Raw genomic sequence first — 17,635 nt, 5'->3', positions numbered from 1 at the left:
TGCCAAGTACATACAAGGTCGAGCGCATCGTGGCGCTCTCATGTATAATTGTATCTGGCAAAAGGAGAATAAAAAGTGTACCTTATTGCAACGTAATTTCACCTTTTATCCCATAACAGGAGATCTATCCATGCAAATTCATGAATATTACATGCAGCTTCATCAGCTTCGGGAGCATAGCGATACTGCTCCGGACGGCTCGTATGCCGTCACGATCGAACAGCTTGCCAAGCTGTTTCACTGCACGCCGCGAAACGTCAAGCTTGTGCTGCGCAAGCTTGAGCAGCAGCAATATATCCGTTGGCAGCCCGGCCGTGGGAGGGGAAATCCGTCGAGGCTTGCCCTGATTGGCGAACCCGCAGACGTGGTCCTTCCCGTGCTGCATTCCCTGCTGCTGGAATCGCGTTTCAAAGACGCCTTCGCGCTTGCATCCGATGCGTCGCTCCCTCTCTCCGTAAAGCAAATGGCGCAATCCACAATTGCCCGCCAGCTGGGATTGCGGGTAGAAACCGCGTCCGGAGCACCGCTCGATGTGTTGCGGGTCATGCAGAACCGGGAACTGAAATCGCTGAACCCTCATGCGGTGTTTACCGTATTCGAAGCCTACCTGATCGATAATATATGCAGCACGCTTGTGGAATACGAACCCGACGTACAACGCTTCGTTCCACGTCTTGCCCATGCCTGGGAACATAACGGGGATTACACCTCATGGACGTTCTACTTGCGTAAAAAGGTGTCCTTCCACCACGGCCATGAATTGACTTCGAAAGATGTACGTTCCACCTGGGAACGGCTGCGCGATGCATTGCCTGGGCCGTATACGGAGAGCCAATACGTGAAAAACGTTCAGCTGCATGGGGATTACGCCGTTGAATTCCGCTTCCACCGGAGCAATCGCTTCTGGCTTCATTTCGCAGGCTCCATACAGATGTCCATCCTGCCTTCCGATTGGATGCCCGGGGAAAGCCGGTTGATCGGAACAGGGCCATACCGCATCGCGGAGCAGGACAAGCAAATGCTGCGCCTGGACGCCTTTGACGGCTATTACGGCCTTCGCCCGCTGCTCGACCGGGTGGAACTCTGGTTCCTGCCGGATGTGTACACGAACGAACGACACTACATGCTGCCCGATCCCCGGACTCCGGGCCCCGGCACGAGCCTGGAAACTTCGGGCAAACAAGCTGAGCGCGTTCATTGGCCGCAAACGACGGAATGGCAGCGCACCATGCTCCCCATAGCCCACGGTGCCCGCTATCTGCTGTTTAATTTCAACAGGCCGGGCATCCAGCATAACCGCGCATTCAGGCAGGTGATACGCATGCTGTACGATCAGAAAGCGTTGGTTAGCCAGTTAAGAAAAAATACGATGCGCCCTGCCGACAGCTTCCTGCCGGAAGTTAGCGAAACGGCGCCATTTCCAACCTTTTCATCCGACGAGGCACGCAAATTACTTCAACAAAGCGGATATAACGGGCAGGAAATCCGTCTCTTTTTTCTGGCTAAAGAGGAGGAAACTTCCGAGGCAGAGTGGCTTAAGCAGCGCTGCGCCGACATGGGCATCCACCTGTCGCTCCATCCCATGCAGCAAGTGGATTCATCATGGATTCAGCAGGAGGCGGACATCATGCAGGCGGACGAACTGTTGGAAAAAGATCTGCAGTGGGGAATGTTCAGCTTCTTCATGAACCGCTCCAACTACATCCATCATTTATTGGAGGCGGAACAACTGCGGCAGCTGGGAACGCTCCTCGAAGGATTCGTGCAGCAAGGCGAGCAGGAACGCTGGAACATCCTGCTGCGCGCAGAGCAGCTATTAAAGGAAAACCTCTGGCTGCTGCACGGAAGCCATACCCACAAAAAAAACCATCTGCATCCTGCGCTGCAAGGATTGCAAATGGACTCTTTCGGCCTGATCGACCTGTCTCAAGTATGGATCAAGCACGGAGATGCACTTTAGGAACGGACCGATCCCGGAGATGGCCACCCTTTCGCATGATCATAGAAGCGTGAGAAACGGCAACGTTTGAAGAACCCTCACGTTGCTGCGTTGCCGTTCCTTCATGCTCATTTTGGCACCTCAATCCGAAAAAAAGGCGAACATCCGCCAAAATTGCTGACGTGATATTCGCCTTTTAAACGCATTCTGGGGATGTTCACCCGAATCCATTCTACAGCCCTTACAAGGTGATGGAGTCCCCCGGTGCCATGACGCGTCCTTCCCGTCCTTTGGCAGCCAATTGCTGCACGAAGCGTTCGGCATCCTGGCGAATGACCGGGAACGTATCGTAATGCACCGGAATGGTCAGCTTGGCATTAAACCACTCCGCAGCCTGCAAGGCATCTTCCGGTCCCATGGTGTAGTGGCCGCCGATCGGTATAAACGCCACGTCGATCGAGTGGCGCTCGCCGATCATTTTCATGTCGCCAAACAGGCATGTATCGCCGGCATGCAGGACCGTTTTGCCCCCGATGTTGATGATGTAACCCGCGGGAACGCCCGCATACATGATCCGCTGCTCCTCTTCGAGCACGATGCCCGACGTATGGAAAGCTTGGATCATTTTCGCCTGCGCAAAGCCGAGATCCACCGTTCCGCCCATGTTCATGCCGATCGTGTCCAGCCCTTTCCATGACATGTATGTAGCCAGCTCCACGATCGCCACCACTTTGGCCTGATTGGCCTTGGCAATCGGTTCTGCATCTAGGATGTGATCCGTATGTGCATGAGTCAGCAGAACGACATCGGTTTTGACGTCCTCCGGCTTCGTAACGGCCAGTTCATTGCCGCGCAGGAACGGATCGATGAGCAAAGACTTCCCTTCCGTGCCCAGTTGAACGCTGGAGTGTCCATGATAAGTAATGTTTAACATTGCTGAAACCTCCCGACCTGAGTGAATTTGAGAGTTGCGGGCCAGTACCCAACGTTGTCGCCACATTTGCGGCAAACTCACTACTTATTATAGTGCAAAACGCCTTTTAAGCGCAAAAGCGACAACGCCGGCACCTTTCATGCCTTGTTCATCCGATATACCCTGGCCTCGTAAGGCTGCAGCAGGATGGCACCTTCCTCTGTGGAATAGCGTTTGCCGACATTGCTGATCAGCAGCTTGGCTTCTCCTTCGCTCCATCCTTCCGGCCATTGCATGACCGGCTCCTCGGAACTGAAGTTGAGGATGATCAGCATCTGCTCGTTCTCCAACGAGCGGGTATACGCGTAAATGTGCTCATGATCAGGCAGCAGGAGTTCGTATTCTCCATAAATCAGCACGCGGTGCTTTTTTCGAAGCGCAATCATTTTGCGGTAAAAATGCAGAACAGATTGCGGATCAAGCTCCGCCTCTGCCACATTGATCTCCTTGTAATTGTCATTGACCTGAATCCATGGCTCCGCTTCCGAAAACCCGGCATATTCCGTATCGTCCCACTGCATGGGTGTGCGGGCATTATCCCGGCTTTTGCGCCAGATCGCCTCCATGACCTCATGCTTCGGCCTGCCCTGACCGATTTGCTGCCGATAATAATTCAGTGTTTCAATGTCGCGATACTGGTCGATCTCGGAAAACCGAATATTGGTCATGCCGATCTCTTCGCCCTGAAAGATGTACGGCGTGCCTTCCAGCGTGAGCATCCAGACAGCCAGCATTTGGGCTGATCGAACCCGGTACTTGCCGTCATCGCCAAAACGCGAAACCGGCCGCGGCTGGTCGTGATTGCCCATATAATTGGCGTTCCATCCCCGGCCGTGCAGCACCGTCTGCCACTGGCTCATGATTTCTTTAAGCTCGGGCAGCTTCCAGCTGCGGTACTCCCACTTTCCCGTCCCGGAGGATTGGGCGTCCACGAACATGTGCTCGAACTGGAACACCATGTTCAATTCGTCCCGGTCTGTGCCCACATACGCCAAAGCCTGCTCAGGTCCCAGCCCCGACGTTTCGCCAACAGTCATCGGGCCGTAAGGTTTGAGGACGTTGTCGTTCAACTGTTTCAGGATGGAATGCACCTGCTCCAGGTTGGAAAACAGTTGGTATGCCGGGACGACCGGCAGATTACCGGGATTGTGCGCGCTGGGCAAGCCTTCGGCCTTCGCGATATGGGCAACCGCGTCGAAGCGGAAGCCGTCGACCCCTTTTTCCAGCCACCAATGCACCATTTCGTACATCTCTTGTGCCATCTGGGGATTGTTCCAGTTCAGGTCGGGCTGATGCTCGGAATAAAGATGCAGGTAATACTCGTTCGTTTCCGGATCATGCTTCCACACCGAACCGCTGAAATACGATTCCCAGTTGTTCGGTACCTGCCCGTTTTTGCCCGAACGCCAAATGTAATAGTCGCGCCTTGCATTTTCCTTGGAGGAACGCGATTCCACGAACCAGGGATGCTCGTCCGACGTGTGGTTGAGCACCAGGTCCATCATGATCTTGAGCCCGCGGCGATGGGCCTCCTCCAGCAGACGATCGAAATCGTCCATCGTTCCGAACTTGCGCATGATCGAATAATAATCGCTGATATCATAGCCATTGTCGTGGCCCGGCGACTCATAGATCGGACAGATCCAGATGACGTCAATGCCGAGCGAAACCAAATAGTCCATTTTTTCAATGATGCCTTGCAAATCACCTTGCCCATCTCCGTTGGAATCCTTGAAGCTGATGGGATAGATTTGATATACGACGCTTTCCTTCCACCAAACGATAACCGCCACCTCATTTCAACGATTGCAAATCAACATAGGAGCGTGAACTCCGCGAGCTGATCGGATGCCCTTGATTATGTTTTAGCCGAAATGCCTGGTGTATAAACACCCCCTTATGAATGCATGAAAAAAAGACCTCCCGGGCAGAGGCCTAATTTCGGTATTTCGTCACCGCGAGCCGAACCTTAATCTGACCCACCCTCTGCACATCGCATAGCCCAACCAAGCACCCAGCGTATTCAGCATGAGATCATCCACGTCAAATGTCCCGACGCGGGTGAGCAGCTGGGCAAATTCTACCGCAAGCAGCAGCACGATCACCGCTGCCGTGAACCGGAAAAACGTCCGGAAGCTGCGAAACAGAACAGGAATCCATAAGCCGAGGGGGATAAATAATACGATGTTGCCGAACAGGTTTTTCACCCAAGCTTCGGTCGAAAATTTATGCTTTTCCAGCAGCAGCGGCTTGACCGTCTCAAACGGAATGAGATTGTATCGATAGCTTTCTCCCGGCACCCTTCCGTTCGCGAACAGCAGATTGCCCATGAACAGCAGGTAGGCAGCGGCAAACAGCGCAACGCAAAGCGTCCATCTCCGTGAGCCTGTCCATGTTTTCTTTGGCATGGGGAGAAGTCCTTTCTGCCTGAATTTTCAACAAACCGGTGACTTCATTTTAGCGGAATATAGATTTTCATGTCCAACTGCTGCGGCGTGGATTTCCATACATCCGTCACTTCGAAGTCCGGTCCCTCCCTGCGTTCATAACCGGATTGGGGCAGCCAGCTGCCATAGATCATTTTGCGGATATCCTGTCCCGACCCTTCGACCGTGAATTCGGCATATAGGCCCCCGGGAAGTTCTATCCAGGTGAAACCCGGTTTCAGGTTCTGCCCATCGGCTGCCCCGCTCTCCTCGCCGACGATGAACGAGAACCCGCCATCGTCGGTGAAGCGGCACGCAACGCCATACGCCAGATCGGGACGCGACCGTTCGGGGATGTCCATAAATTTCTGCGATGCGCCGAACTCCTGATAGAACCCGGGGATTTCCGAATAATGCTGGTCATTGTTCAGGTTGGTCATGTACTCGTAGCCGATAATCCGGATCGGATTCAGCGTTAATAAACGGGGTGCTCTCATATACATATCTCCTCCAAGCCGTGAGCGATAATCGTTAAAATCAATGACCGACTGGCTCTTCAAGGAACAAGGCTCCTCCTGCATTTTTCGAAACCGCGCAGGTGTCATCCCCCAATGTCCTGCAAATGCACGCGTGAATGCTTCCTGGGATTGATACCCCCATGCAAGCGCAACATCCAGAATCCCGTGCTCCGATTCGCGCAAATGGCGTGCCGCTTCGGACAGTCGCCTCCTGCGAACGTATTCCAGCACAGTGAATCCCGTAATGGCTTGAAACAGCCGCTGGAAATGGAAGGCCGAGAACCCGGCAACCGCAGCCGTGGCCCGTATGTCGAATTCCTCCTGCAAGTGCTGCTCCAAATAGTGAATGGCGAGCTGAATTCTGGTGTAATGGTCCATACCAAATTGGTTCCTTTCTGTATCGGACGAATGGGTTTAACGATCTCTACATCATTATGGCCGATGGTTTAACGCGTTTTTTGATTTTGCGTGCGAACCTGTATTGGCAAACATCCGTTCTGCTGTTATGGTAATAACAGGATATGTATCGCGCGTCCGAATTCTATTTCAATGCAAAGGAGTCCGACATGAGCCGAAAATCCCGTCCACCAGCGACTTCGCTCGCCTCGCCGGCAGCGGCAGCAGCCGAAATGAAAATCCAGCGCCCCAAACTGCCGCGCCAGCTTGAGCCGCGCTCCTTAGACTCACTTATTCTTCATGACGAAGGCACCATCCTGCCTGGCTTGTATGAAAACGGAACGATATCCGGGGGCGAAGCGGGTAAAGTGATGCTGGAGCAAACGCATTTCAAACATATCGTTTTCGACGACGTTTCCCTGCCCGGAGCGGAGATCACCGACGTCATCTTTGAGCAATGCGACCTGTCCAACGTGAACCTGACCGATGCGATCATGCATCGCACCCATTTCATCCATTGCAAAATGGTCGGGCTCGACCTGTTGGGTTCAACGCTCCGCAACATCCGGTTCACGCATTGCCTGGCCGATTATTCGACCTTCCGTTTTGCCAATCTGAAACAGGTCGCCATGGAAAACAGTTCGTTTACCCAAGCGGATTTCTACAGTGCCACGCTGAGCAAGGTCAGGCTGCACGAGATCAATATCGACAAAGCCCAGTTTTCCAGCACCCCGCTGCGGGACATCGACATCAGCACCTGCGAATTCCACAATCTCGGCATTACGCTGGAAGATCTGCAAGGCTGCATCATCTCGCCCCCGCAGGCCATCCTTTTTACCAAAATCTTTGGCCTTGTGGTGAAAGATGAATGACTGAGTCAATCCACCCTATCGGAAACGAAAATGCACTCGTGCTTAAAGAGCATTTTTTGCGTTGATGCAAAAGGTGGATGCAAAAGGGACACGCTTTCCAATTGAACGAGCTCATCAACCTGCCAATACCTTCAAATGATTCCGGCGACCCGAATCCCGATCCTCCCCGTGTTAACCGGCAAAAAGATCCCCATATTCCTGTACACGATAACAACGCGTGCTGGAATATGGGGATATGAACATGCACCACATTTAGACATACGCTCCATCATTCAACAATGTGGACCGCTTAGCATCAGCCTCTCCAAAATCCGGACACGGGTTCAATGCCCCAAATATCGGTGGCATACTCGCTGATCGTGCGGTCGCTCGAAAAGATGCCGGATTTCGCCGTATTCAACACCGCTTTGCGGGTCCATGCAGGAACATCCCGGTATGCCGCATCAATGGCTGCGTGCGCGTCTGCGTACGAAGCGAAATCCCGAAGCACGAAGTATTCGTCGCCATGGGCAAGCAGCGAGTCGTAGATATCCCAAAATTCGCCGTCCCGGCAGCAGAACGCACCGGGATGCACAAGCTGCTCCACCACTTGGCCGAGACGTTCGTCCTGTTGTGCCACCTCGCGCGGCCGATATTGCCCGGAACGATAATATTCGGACACTTCTTCTGCACGCAAACCAAAGATGAACATGTTCTCTTCCCCGACTTGCTCCGCCATCTCCACGTTGGCGCCATCCATCGTACCGATCGTGAGCGCCCCGTTCATCATGAATTTCATGTTTCCCGTACCCGAGGCCTCCTTGCCTGCGGTCGAAATCTGTTCGCTGACATCGGCAGCCGGTATGATCTTTTCGGCCAACGAGACGGAATAATTTTCAAGAAACAGCACTTTCAAACGGTCCTGAACCGAACGATCCTGATTAATCGTATCGGCGACCGTATTGATCAGCTTGATGATTTTTTTGGCAAAATAATAGCTCGGCGCTGCCTTCGCTCCAAAGATGAACGTGCGCGGTACGAGATCATACGAAGCATCGTGCTTCAAACGATTGTATAAGTGCATGACATGCAAAATGTTCAGCAGCTGACGTTTGTATCCGTGAAGCCGTTTGACCTGCACATCGAAAATCGAATCCGGATTCACGGTAACTCCCGCATGATCCAGAATGTATGCTGCCAGCCGCTCCTTGTTGGCCCGCTTGATCGCATGGAATTGCTGCTGAAAAGCCGCATCCCCGGCATAAGGCACCAGTTCATTCAGCAAGCCCGGCTGCGTGATCCAGTCCGTTCCGATCGTATCCGTAATGAGGGCGGACAGTTTCGGGTTCGCATGCATAAGCCAGCGGCGATGGGTAATGCCATTGGTCTTGTTGTTGAACCGCTCGGGATAGAGCGCATAGAACGGGGCCATCTCGCGCTCTTTCAAAATTTCCGTATGCAAGGCGGCCACCCCGTTCACGCTGTGACTGCCGACGATGGCCAGGTTGGCCATGCGTACCTGATCGTTCGCGATGATCGCCATCTGCTCGATGCGGTTCTGATCTCCCGGATAACGCTCGATCAGCATGGCGCAAAACCGTTTGTTGATTTCCTCAATGATCATGTAAATGCGTGGCAGCAGCTTGCTGACCATGGACACCGGCCATTTTTCCAGCGCCTCGCTCAGGGTCGTATGATTTGTATATGAAACGGTCCTTACTGTAATATCCCATGCCTCATCCCAGCCGTAACCCTGAATATCGATCAGGATGCGCATCAACTCCGGGATGACCAGAGTGGGATGGGTATCGTTAATATGAAAGGCGACTTTGTCCGGTAAGCGGTCATACGGCAGATCTAGTTTGTTAAACGTGCGCAAAATGCTCTGCACTCCGGCAGAACACATGAAGTATTGCTGCTTGAGCCGCAGCAATTTGCCTTCGTACTGCGAATCGTCCGGATACAGAAACTCCGAGATCGATTCGACGGACCGGCTGTAATCCAGATAGCCGTAGTAGTTCGACGGCGTATCCAAAGAAGTTTCGCGCTTCGGTTCGGCGCTCCAGAGCCGCAGCGTATTCACATGGGGCTGGCCGTAACCGATGATGGGGGTATCGTAAGGCACGGCTACGACCGATTCCGCGTCTCTGGTGGCAAACTGCATGCGGCCATCCTGTTCGTACGCCTCCACCCGACCCCAGAACTGAACCTCCACTTTTTTGTCCGGACGGCGCACTTCCCATTCATTGCCTTTGTCCAGCCAATTGTCCGGCAGTTCGACCTGATTGCCATTGATGATCTTTTGCTCGAACAGACCGTATTTATATCGGATGCCGCATCCATGGCCAGCATAACCGAGCGAAGCCAGCGAATCCAGGAAACAGGCCGCGAGCCTTCCCAAACCGCCATTGCCCAGCCCTGCATCGGACTCCTGTTCCTCCACCTGTTCGAGCGAAATTCCCAGCTCGGCCAAGCTGCTGCGTACCAGCTCCAATTCATTCACGTTGAGCAAATTGTTGCCGAGCAGACGTCCAATCAGGAATTCCAGCGAGAAGTAGTACACCTGTTTATCCTGACGCTGCTTGAATCCCTGATTCGACGCCGCCCAATCATGGCCTGCGTATTCACGGATCATGCTCCCGAGCACGTGGTATACGTCATCCAACGTTGCCTCTTCCGGCAGTTTGCCCAATTTGCTGATCAGATTCCGTTGAAAAATGCTTTTGAATGCTTCCTTATTGTCAAACAAAAGTAGGTTCCTCCCGGTGAAACCCTGTATATGCGGAGGGGGTTCGCCTCGCTGTGCGCCGGATGAACTCCGCCCTCCATTCGTCTTTCCCAAGCATATGCAGGATTTTATTTTGTAAAGGTTCAGCAAGTTCGGCCTGAATTTTAAAGGCTGGTGCTTTTCGCCAAAACGTAAGGACTATTCTCGTTGCCGATCAACGTCTGCCCTCCGCTGAGCCTGACGTCTTTATCCAGAATGACGTTCTCGAGCACGGTTCCTTCACCAATATAACATTTCTGCATGATGATGGAACCCTTGATTTTTGCCCCCTTGGCCACATGTACGCCACGGAACAGTATGCTATCCTCCACTTCGCCGCCGACGATGCAGCCGTTCGCAAGCAGCGAATGCTTCACCTCTGCGGTATCCAAATATTTTGCAGGCGCTTCGTATTTGATTTTGGTATGCACCGATTGTTCCTTGAACAATTGCTCATACAGCCCGTTATTCAGCAATTCCATGCTGTTCCGGTAGTAACTGTCCACGGAGTTGATTACGGCATGATAGCCTTCATAGGCGTAGGCTGCAATGCTCAAGCCATCCGGATTCCTCTGGATCGCGTCCCGGAAGAAATGGCTCTCGCCATGCTCGATGCATCGCTGCACCTGGCGCAGGAACAACTCCTTTTCCATGACGAAAATTTCTGTATATATATTCGGGTGGCCAGCTTCTTGGTGAATGTCCAGCACATTGCCGTCCCCGTCATCTTCCACCTTGATGCAAGCTTCGTGTTCAGGCAGCAGCCGATCTACTTTTTTACAAACCAGTGTAACGTCTGCGCCTTTGCGTATATGAAATTGATAAACATCCTGCAAATCCGCCTTGGTGACATGCCGGCTGCCGGCATGAACGACATATTGGCCCGCTCCCCGACGGAAGAAGTCCAGATTGTTGTGAAAATGCTGCAAATCGCCCAGCGAGCTGTCCGTTGGATCGTTCCAATCCGGCGGCAGGATAAACATGCCTCCGTGCTTGCGGTCCAGATCCCACGGTTTTCCATCTCCCAAATGATCCATGAGTGACCGGTATTTGCGGCGCACAAATACGCCGATGCTTTCAATGCCTGCATTCATCATGTTGGACAACACAAAATCGATCAGACGGTAACGCCCGGCATAAGGTACCGCGGCACCGCAGCGAAAGTACGTCAATTCCTTCAGCTCTTCCAGTTCGTGGTCCAGATTGATAACGCCGATCAATGGTTTCATCGCTTGCACCGTCCCCTGTCATCAAATTAGGCTTTGCCTGCCATGCTTATCCGCAAACGTCGTTCCAGCTCTTCCTGGTCGACGAGCAGCACGTCGCTCTCATCCTCCGGAGACAGCCGCGCGCCGTCAGGAATGACCAATCCTTCGGCAACAATGGTTCTGTGAAGGCGTACATTGCGTCCGATCCGAACTCCAGGCATCACTACGGAATCAACGATCAAACTGCCTTCTCCCACCTCTGTCCCGTAGAACAACACGGAATGGTTGATCTCTCCATGCACAACGCTGCCCTCGCTAACGATGCAGCTGCGCAATTTCGCCGATGGAGAAATGTATTGGGCCGGCTGATTGGGATTCCGCGTATAAATCCGCCAATCGGGATCATTCAGATTCAGCGGCGCTTCTTCATGCAACAAATCCATGTTGGACTCCCACAGGCTGTAAATGGTACCGACGTCCTTCCAATAGCCTTTAAAAGGGTAGGCGTATAACGATTTATCATGGGCAAGCAGCAATGGAATGATGTCTTTGCCAAAGTCATAGGAAGTAGATGGCTGCTGTTCATCGTGAATCAAAAACCGTTTCAGCACGTCCCACTTGAACAGGTAGATTCCCATGGAAGCCAGGGTACTTTTCGGCACGGGCGGTTTTTCCTCGAATTCATGGATGCGATACGTCTCGTCCGTATTGAGCAGGCCGAAGCGGCTCGCTTCCGCAAGAGGCACTTCGATCACCGAGATGGTGCAGTCGGCATTCTTTTCTTTGTGATACTGGAGCATGCGCTCGTAATCCATTTTGTAGATATGATCGCCTGACAGGATCAGCACGTGCTCGGGATCGAACTGTTCGATGAAATTCAGGTTGCGGTAAATGGCATCGGCGGTGCCGCGGTACCAGTTGCTGCCGTTCTCACGCTCATGGGGAGGCAGAACGTAGACGCCGCCGTTTTTTCGGTCCAGGTCCCAATCGCTGCCGATTCCTATATATGAATGAAGCACCATGGGCTCATATTGGGTCAACACCCCGACGGTATCAATGCCCGAGTTGGAACAATTGCTCAGGGGAAAATCAATGATCCGGTACGTTCCGCCAAAAAACACGGCCGGTTTGGCCAAAGATTTCGTCAAGCCTTTCAAACGCTTGCCCTGCCCTCCGGCGAGCAGCATGGCTACAACTTCTTTTTTTGCCATCGTTCAGCCTCCTCCACGTTCATTTTTACGCATCTTTCAAGCCTTGCTACGTTTTTCCGATGTGTGGACGCTGATGTGATGATCTGAATTTTCCGCACGAGCCGTGCAGTCTATAATCCATGCGAAGAGTTCAAAGAAAAGCGGGACCATTTTGCGTTTGTGACTGTAGTGGATCGGGATGAATAAAATCGGGTAAGCAAACCTGGAACAGAAACTCGCTTAAAATAGAAAAGGGGAGCAAAGCACAAGGTGTAGTTGCATTGTGGGAAATCGCGATGTTTGCTTTCTCAACATTAAACCGGACTTGCAGAGGATAAACATGCAGATGGATGATCAGGCAATCGTTTGGGTCAGTCAGGATCACTCCCTTCTTCTTGCCGTGGTGATTAATGTAAGTATTCGGTAAGGAATTTCAAAATCCTTTTGGTTCATCCCGAAACCGGGCTGGAAAAATAAGTAATCCAAAAATATAAGCCGGGATTTCTCCCGGCAGCTTTCTTGCGTCATTTATACAATTTTGCGGAACAACTCCATCACTTCTTCTTTGCTCGGCTGGTACGGATTGCCCGGTGCGCAAGCGTCCTTCATGGCATTATCGGCCAACAGTTCGATATCAGGGTCCTTCACTCCGAGTTCTGAGAGCTTTTCCGGAATGCCAACCTCCCTGGACAACTGCCTTATGGCCTCGATCACGTATTCGGAGCATTCCTCGTCCGATTTGTTTCTCACATCCATGCCGATCGCTTTGGCGATATGGCGAAATTTATCCGGCACATGCTTGGCATTCAGTTCCTCCACGTAAGGCAGCAGCATGGCGTTGCATACGCCGTGAGGCAAATCATATACGCCTCCAAGCTGGTGAGCCATGGCATGAACGTAACCCAAACCCGCATTGTTGAAGGCCATGCCTCCCAAGAAACACGCATAGGTCATATGCTCGCGCGCCTCCAGATCGTTACCGTCCCTCACTGCACGGGGAAGATATTCAAAGATCAGTTCCACTGCCGCAGCAGCGGTTGCATTCGTGACCGTAAATGCCCCCGGCGTGACCATCGCCTCGACGGCATGGGTTAATGCATCCATTCCCGTGGCGGCCGTCAGGCTGGACGGTTTGCTGAGCATCAGTTCCGGATCGTTCACCGACAGGGAGGCAAGACAGTTCGGGTCCACCATCACCATTTTAACCTTGCGTTCTTCATCTGTAATCACGTAGTTAATCGTCACCTCGCTTGACGTGCCGGCCGTTGTGTTGATCGCCACGATCGGCACGGATTTGTGCTTCGATTGGTGCATGCCTTCATAATTCCGAATATGCCCGCCGTTGGTTGCCACGATGCCGATCGCCTTGGCTGCGTCCTGCGGGGAGCCGCCGCCGATCGAAATGATGGCATCGCATCCATGCTTCTGGTACACTTTCAGCCCCTCATGCACATTGTGACATGTCGGGTTGGGCTGAACTGCATCATATACGATGTAGTTTAGCCCGGCTTTTCTTAATATAGACAGCACCTGATCAGCTACGCCGGAAGACATCAGCCCGCGATCGCTTACGACAAGCGCATTCCGAATTCCCATTTCTTGAATCATGTTGCCTGCATCCTGCAAGCAGCCTCTGCCCATCAAGTTCACGGGCGGAACATAATATGCATGGGTTGCCATCTGAACCAGCCTCCTGTATCCCCTGATTTACTGTTTTCATTGTACCTGAATCCGTTTTCAACTATAGTGAAATAAATCACAACCATTGCTGCAAATGTTACACTTTCGGGAATTATGGGTACTATATAAACCGCAATCATAAATTACACTAGGCCACTGGCGAGTGCAGTACCCTCTTTCGATGCAGCTTTCTTTCAGAAAGCTTTTAGGCGAACGCTTCGCTTTCCCAGATTGGTTCTGCCTCTCCGTTAACGTGTGTATGTTTTTGTGGTTTTTATAGACGCGAAAAAAGCGGCACCGAAGACTATGCTTCCATGCCGCTAAACCATCATGAATATTGTTCTTATTTTGCCAACAACTCTCGGATCGGCGCATAGTGCACAGGATATGACGCTCCTTGCTCAAATCCCAATTTGCGTGCTATCGCGGCAGAGTCGTGACGAAAATGTTCTGTCGTCCAATGCGGCGTACACCCATGTTTCAGGCAAGTCCGCACATACTCGTGAGCCATCGCTGTAGCAAGCCCCTGCCCCCGATGTTCCGTACTGTACACCACAATGCCGACCTCATGATTGCTATCGTGAACAAATACCGAAATGCAGGTGCCCACCACCTGATCACGATATAACACACAAGTGCCGAATCCATAGCGATAGAAATCGTCCAAGGAGTGCCAAAATTTCAGGATCTCCGTCACGATCACACCACCAGCATCCTGACGAACGCTCTCTGGATCAACCATGCGAAGCTGGTATTTCGGGGATGGTTTGATAGGACCGTGTTCATAATCATGGCTAAATTTCTCGAACATCTCCTCACGGAAACAAAACGGGATCCTCCATCCTTGCCGCAGTGCTCCCCCGAACATTCTGCCGACCGCAGCGTCCCATTCCTGTCCGGGCAGCGGATATGTTTCCAGATTCAAGGTATCTTCACCGGCATGCAGAGCTTCCGGCAAAAGCCTGGATACGATCGTTTGCTCTGCAAGCCGATTAAAGCGTTCGTGACCAGATCGGCCCACCAGGTAAAACATTTCATTTCTCGCCCACACCAAGGCGCTTTGGGGGGCCCTGGCATCGTCCACATAGACCCGGCCGGCCTGTAACCCGGACGCCACACCGCCCATGACCACTTGACCATTAGTGTTCGATATGAGCGGCAGTACCCGTGCCCGGTCGGCAGGAGTCATCAATTCAACTAACATTCGAATAACCTCGCATTCTTTGCATGAGCTGCTTCAGGGATAAAAAAGGCTGATCAGCCGTCTATGCCTCAGAATGCATTCGTGTTATCTTTCGTATCCGTTCACCCCTTTATACGGGATAATCGTCCATTCAACTTGCCGCATTCGGCATTCCATTACCTTACAACGCTTTGTCGTCGACTCCATCGAGCCAAGCTTCGATATCGCCAATGACGGAGGAAACGCATCCGTCCTGGAACGGGGAAATCAATCCGGCCAACTCGACCAGACCTGTAAAGGAACGGCTGCCGCCAGCTCGGCACAAGGTCAGGTAATCCGCCCATGCAGAAGCCATATCCTCGTTGCTGCGCTTCCAGAATTGGAACGCGCAGATTTGCGCAAGCGTGTAATCGATGTAATAGAACGGCGAGGCGAAAATATGGCCCTGCTTATGCCAGAATCCGCCGCGCTCCAAGTATTCGTTATCCTTGTAATTGATATGCGGAAGGTACGTTTTCTCGATATTGCGCCACGCCTGTTTGCGCTCTGCAGGCGTCGCGTCCGGGTTCGCATACACGAAATGCTGGAACTCATCCACGGCTACGCCATACGGAATGAACAGCAGCGCGGAGGACAAGTGGTCGAACTTGTATTTGTCCGTATCTTCCTTGAAAAACGATTCCATCCACGGATAGGTGAAAAACTCCATGCTCATGGAATGGATTTCTGCGGATTCATAGGTTGGCCAGTTGTATTCCGGCACTTCGAAGTTGCGGCTCTCATATACCTGGAAGGCATGGCCCGCTTCATGGGTCAACACGTCGATATCGCCCGATGTACCGTTAAAGTTGGAGAAAATGAACGGCACTTTGTAGTCATTCAGGAACGTGCAGTAGCCGCCGCCTTGTTTGCCTTTTTTGCTGACCAGGTCCATCAGTTCGTTCTCGGTCATCATTTCGAAAAATGCACCCGTTTCCGGCGACAGCTCGTTGTACATTTTTTTGCCGTTTTCGATAATCCAGTCCGGGTCGCCTTTCGGCGTCGGATTGCCTGTAGGGAAGCTGAATCCCTGATCGTAGAAATACAACGTATCCACGCCGATCCGGCTGCGCTGGCGCTCTCTCAGCTTGGAAGCCACCGGCACGATGTAATCGCGGACCTGGGCCCTGAAATTCGCGACCATGTCGGCGTTGTAATCCGTACGGTTCATGCGGTCATATCCCATCTCGACGTACGAAGGATATCCGAGCTTTTTGGCGATCTGCGTCCGCACCTTGACCAACTCGTCATAGATGCGGTCGAATTCGGATTCATGCTCGGCCATGAAAGCATAACGGGCTGCCGAAGCGCGTTCGCGCATGGAGCGGTCCGTCGACAATTCGAACGGAAGCAGCTGCGGAAGCGTGCGCTCTTCGCCTTCGAACGGAATTTTCGCCGACGCGATCAATTGGTTGTATTCGGTCGAAAGCTTGTTTTCCTTCTGCAGGTCTTCAATGACTTCCGGGCTGAACGTTTTGAGCGAAAGCTCGGCCAAGCGGAACAATTGCGTGCCCCACTTCTCTTCCAGCTTGCTGCGGAACTTGGAATTCACCAATGCGCGGTAAAAATCGGTTACATACTCCTGAATGATCGGTGCGCTATCATCCAGAAAATCCTGCTCGGCTTTGTAGAACTCATCATTGGTGTCAATGGAGTGACGGATGTAAACAAGCTGTGCCTGCGTCTCGAAATCGCTGCGCAATGCATTGATTCGATCCATGTACCCGCTCTGTTCTTCGAAAGATTCCGATTGTTCAAACCCTTTCAACAGTTCCCGAAAGGACTCTTTGATCTGCTCGAGATCGGGACGCGTATACGTATATTCACTGAATTTCATTATGTACACCCTTTCCAAATGGGAATATTTCGGGCAAACCCCGAGTGACTCCCCCTATTATACAAAAGAGAAACCTAAAAATCCCATCTTTACGAAAAATATTTATCCAAAGGTCAAATCTTCGGACATGCAGGGTGATTTCTTTTACGCTTTCATGTCAGATTCATCGATAGACCCGCACTTTTCGCATAGCAAACAAGCCACCCTCGCATGAATCGCGAAGCCGGCTTTATAAGCTTGTCCCTGTTTCAACTTTTCAAACAGATAACACTAGTGTTTCTCTTTGTCGACCATCTGGAAGAACCAGCCCATACCAGCCATGCCCACGACCATAATGGCAACCAAAAAAATGATGTAACCCATGAATGACCCTCCTTGCATCCGTTTATTCAACATACATAATATCAGTTTACACGGGGAAACGACATCTGGCTTAACCGAACATTGACAAAAATGCGACATCTGCAATTTTATTAAAAATCAGACGAAAAATCCGCTGCAAAAATGCGGTAGACCATGATGTATCTTTCCCTTTTCGCAGGAATTCTACCCTGTTTTCAAGCAAATCGGCATCATGCGCGAATTTCCATACGGTCCGTGAACGGTGTATACTGGATGTCTGGATCGG

12 protein-coding genes are annotated in these 17,635 nt (G+C 52.0%); 2 read left to right on the top strand and 10 right to left on the bottom strand.

Annotated features, from left to right (window positions below; all coding sequences use genetic code 11):
• Positions 1 to 130 precede the first annotated feature (130 nt).
• Positions 131 to 1,960, top strand: coding sequence for an ABC transporter substrate-binding protein (locus L6H98_RS21750; RefSeq protein WP_236419343.1), 1,830 nt, complete (start codon positions 131 to 133; stop codon positions 1,958 to 1,960).
• A 220-nt stretch (positions 1,961 to 2,180) separates the two neighbouring features.
• Here the strand turns inward: L6H98_RS21750 and L6H98_RS21745 are convergent, their stop codons facing one another.
• The 4 genes from L6H98_RS21745 to L6H98_RS21730 form a co-directional block, all read right to left on the bottom strand.
• Positions 2,181 to 2,873: a metal-dependent hydrolase gene (locus L6H98_RS21745; RefSeq protein WP_236419341.1), complete on the bottom strand. Its 693-nt coding sequence runs from the start codon at positions 2,871 to 2,873 to the stop codon at positions 2,181 to 2,183.
• 137 nt (positions 2,874 to 3,010) lie between these two features.
• A complete protein-coding gene (locus L6H98_RS21740; RefSeq protein ID WP_236419323.1) occupies positions 3,011 to 4,705 on the bottom strand; it encodes an alpha-glucosidase in 1,695 nt (564 codons plus the stop codon).
• Positions 4,706 to 4,864: 159 nt separating this feature from the next.
• The gene (locus tag L6H98_RS21735; RefSeq protein WP_236419321.1) at positions 4,865 to 5,320 is read right to left on the bottom strand and encodes a VanZ family protein; all 456 of its coding nucleotides are present in this window, start codon (positions 5,318 to 5,320) and stop codon (positions 4,865 to 4,867) included.
• 44 nt (positions 5,321 to 5,364) lie between these two features.
• On the bottom strand, positions 5,365 to 6,234 hold the full coding sequence (locus L6H98_RS21730; RefSeq protein ID WP_236419319.1) for an effector binding domain-containing protein: 870 nt from the start codon (positions 6,232 to 6,234) through the stop codon (positions 5,365 to 5,367).
• 188 nt (positions 6,235 to 6,422) lie between these two features.
• On the opposite strand from L6H98_RS21730, the gene L6H98_RS21725 reads away from it, so the two are divergent.
• Positions 6,423 to 7,124: a pentapeptide repeat-containing protein gene (locus tag L6H98_RS21725; RefSeq protein ID WP_236419317.1), complete on the top strand. Its 702-nt coding sequence runs from the start codon at positions 6,423 to 6,425 to the stop codon at positions 7,122 to 7,124.
• 295 nt (positions 7,125 to 7,419) lie between these two features.
• Here L6H98_RS21725 and L6H98_RS21720 read toward each other — a convergent pair whose 3' ends face one another.
• The 6 genes from L6H98_RS21720 to L6H98_RS21695 form a co-directional block, all read right to left on the bottom strand.
• Positions 7,420 to 9,852: a glycogen/starch/alpha-glucan phosphorylase gene (locus L6H98_RS21720; protein ID WP_236419315.1), complete on the bottom strand. Its 2,433-nt coding sequence runs from the start codon at positions 9,850 to 9,852 to the stop codon at positions 7,420 to 7,422.
• A 143-nt stretch (positions 9,853 to 9,995) separates the two neighbouring features.
• A complete protein-coding gene (glgD, locus tag L6H98_RS21715) occupies positions 9,996 to 11,099 on the bottom strand; it encodes a glucose-1-phosphate adenylyltransferase subunit GlgD (protein WP_236419313.1) in 1,104 nt (367 codons plus the stop codon).
• A gap of 26 nt (positions 11,100 to 11,125) precedes the next feature.
• Positions 11,126 to 12,289, bottom strand: coding sequence for a glucose-1-phosphate adenylyltransferase (locus L6H98_RS21710; RefSeq protein WP_236419283.1), 1,164 nt, complete (start codon positions 12,287 to 12,289; stop codon positions 11,126 to 11,128).
• A 507-nt stretch (positions 12,290 to 12,796) separates the two neighbouring features.
• Positions 12,797 to 13,948, bottom strand: coding sequence for an iron-containing alcohol dehydrogenase (locus L6H98_RS21705; protein WP_236419280.1), 1,152 nt, complete (start codon positions 13,946 to 13,948; stop codon positions 12,797 to 12,799).
• Positions 13,949 to 14,291: 343 nt separating this feature from the next.
• Positions 14,292 to 15,152 carry a GNAT family N-acetyltransferase gene (locus tag L6H98_RS21700; protein WP_236419276.1) on the bottom strand — a complete coding sequence of 287 codons (861 nt, stop codon included), beginning with the start codon at positions 15,150 to 15,152 and terminating at the stop codon, positions 14,292 to 14,294.
• 160 nt (positions 15,153 to 15,312) lie between these two features.
• Positions 15,313 to 17,007: a M3 family oligoendopeptidase gene (locus L6H98_RS21695; RefSeq protein WP_236419247.1), complete on the bottom strand. Its 1,695-nt coding sequence runs from the start codon at positions 17,005 to 17,007 to the stop codon at positions 15,313 to 15,315.
• Positions 17,008 to 17,635: the final 628 nt, after the last annotated feature.

Source organism: Paenibacillus sp. JJ-223 (assembly GCF_927798175.1).
Taxonomy (GTDB): domain Bacteria; phylum Bacillota; class Bacilli; order Paenibacillales; family Paenibacillaceae; genus Paenibacillus; species Paenibacillus hubeiensis.
The sequence above is the reverse complement of the archived record's forward strand: the minus strand, read 5'-3'. Positions and strand labels throughout refer to the sequence as shown.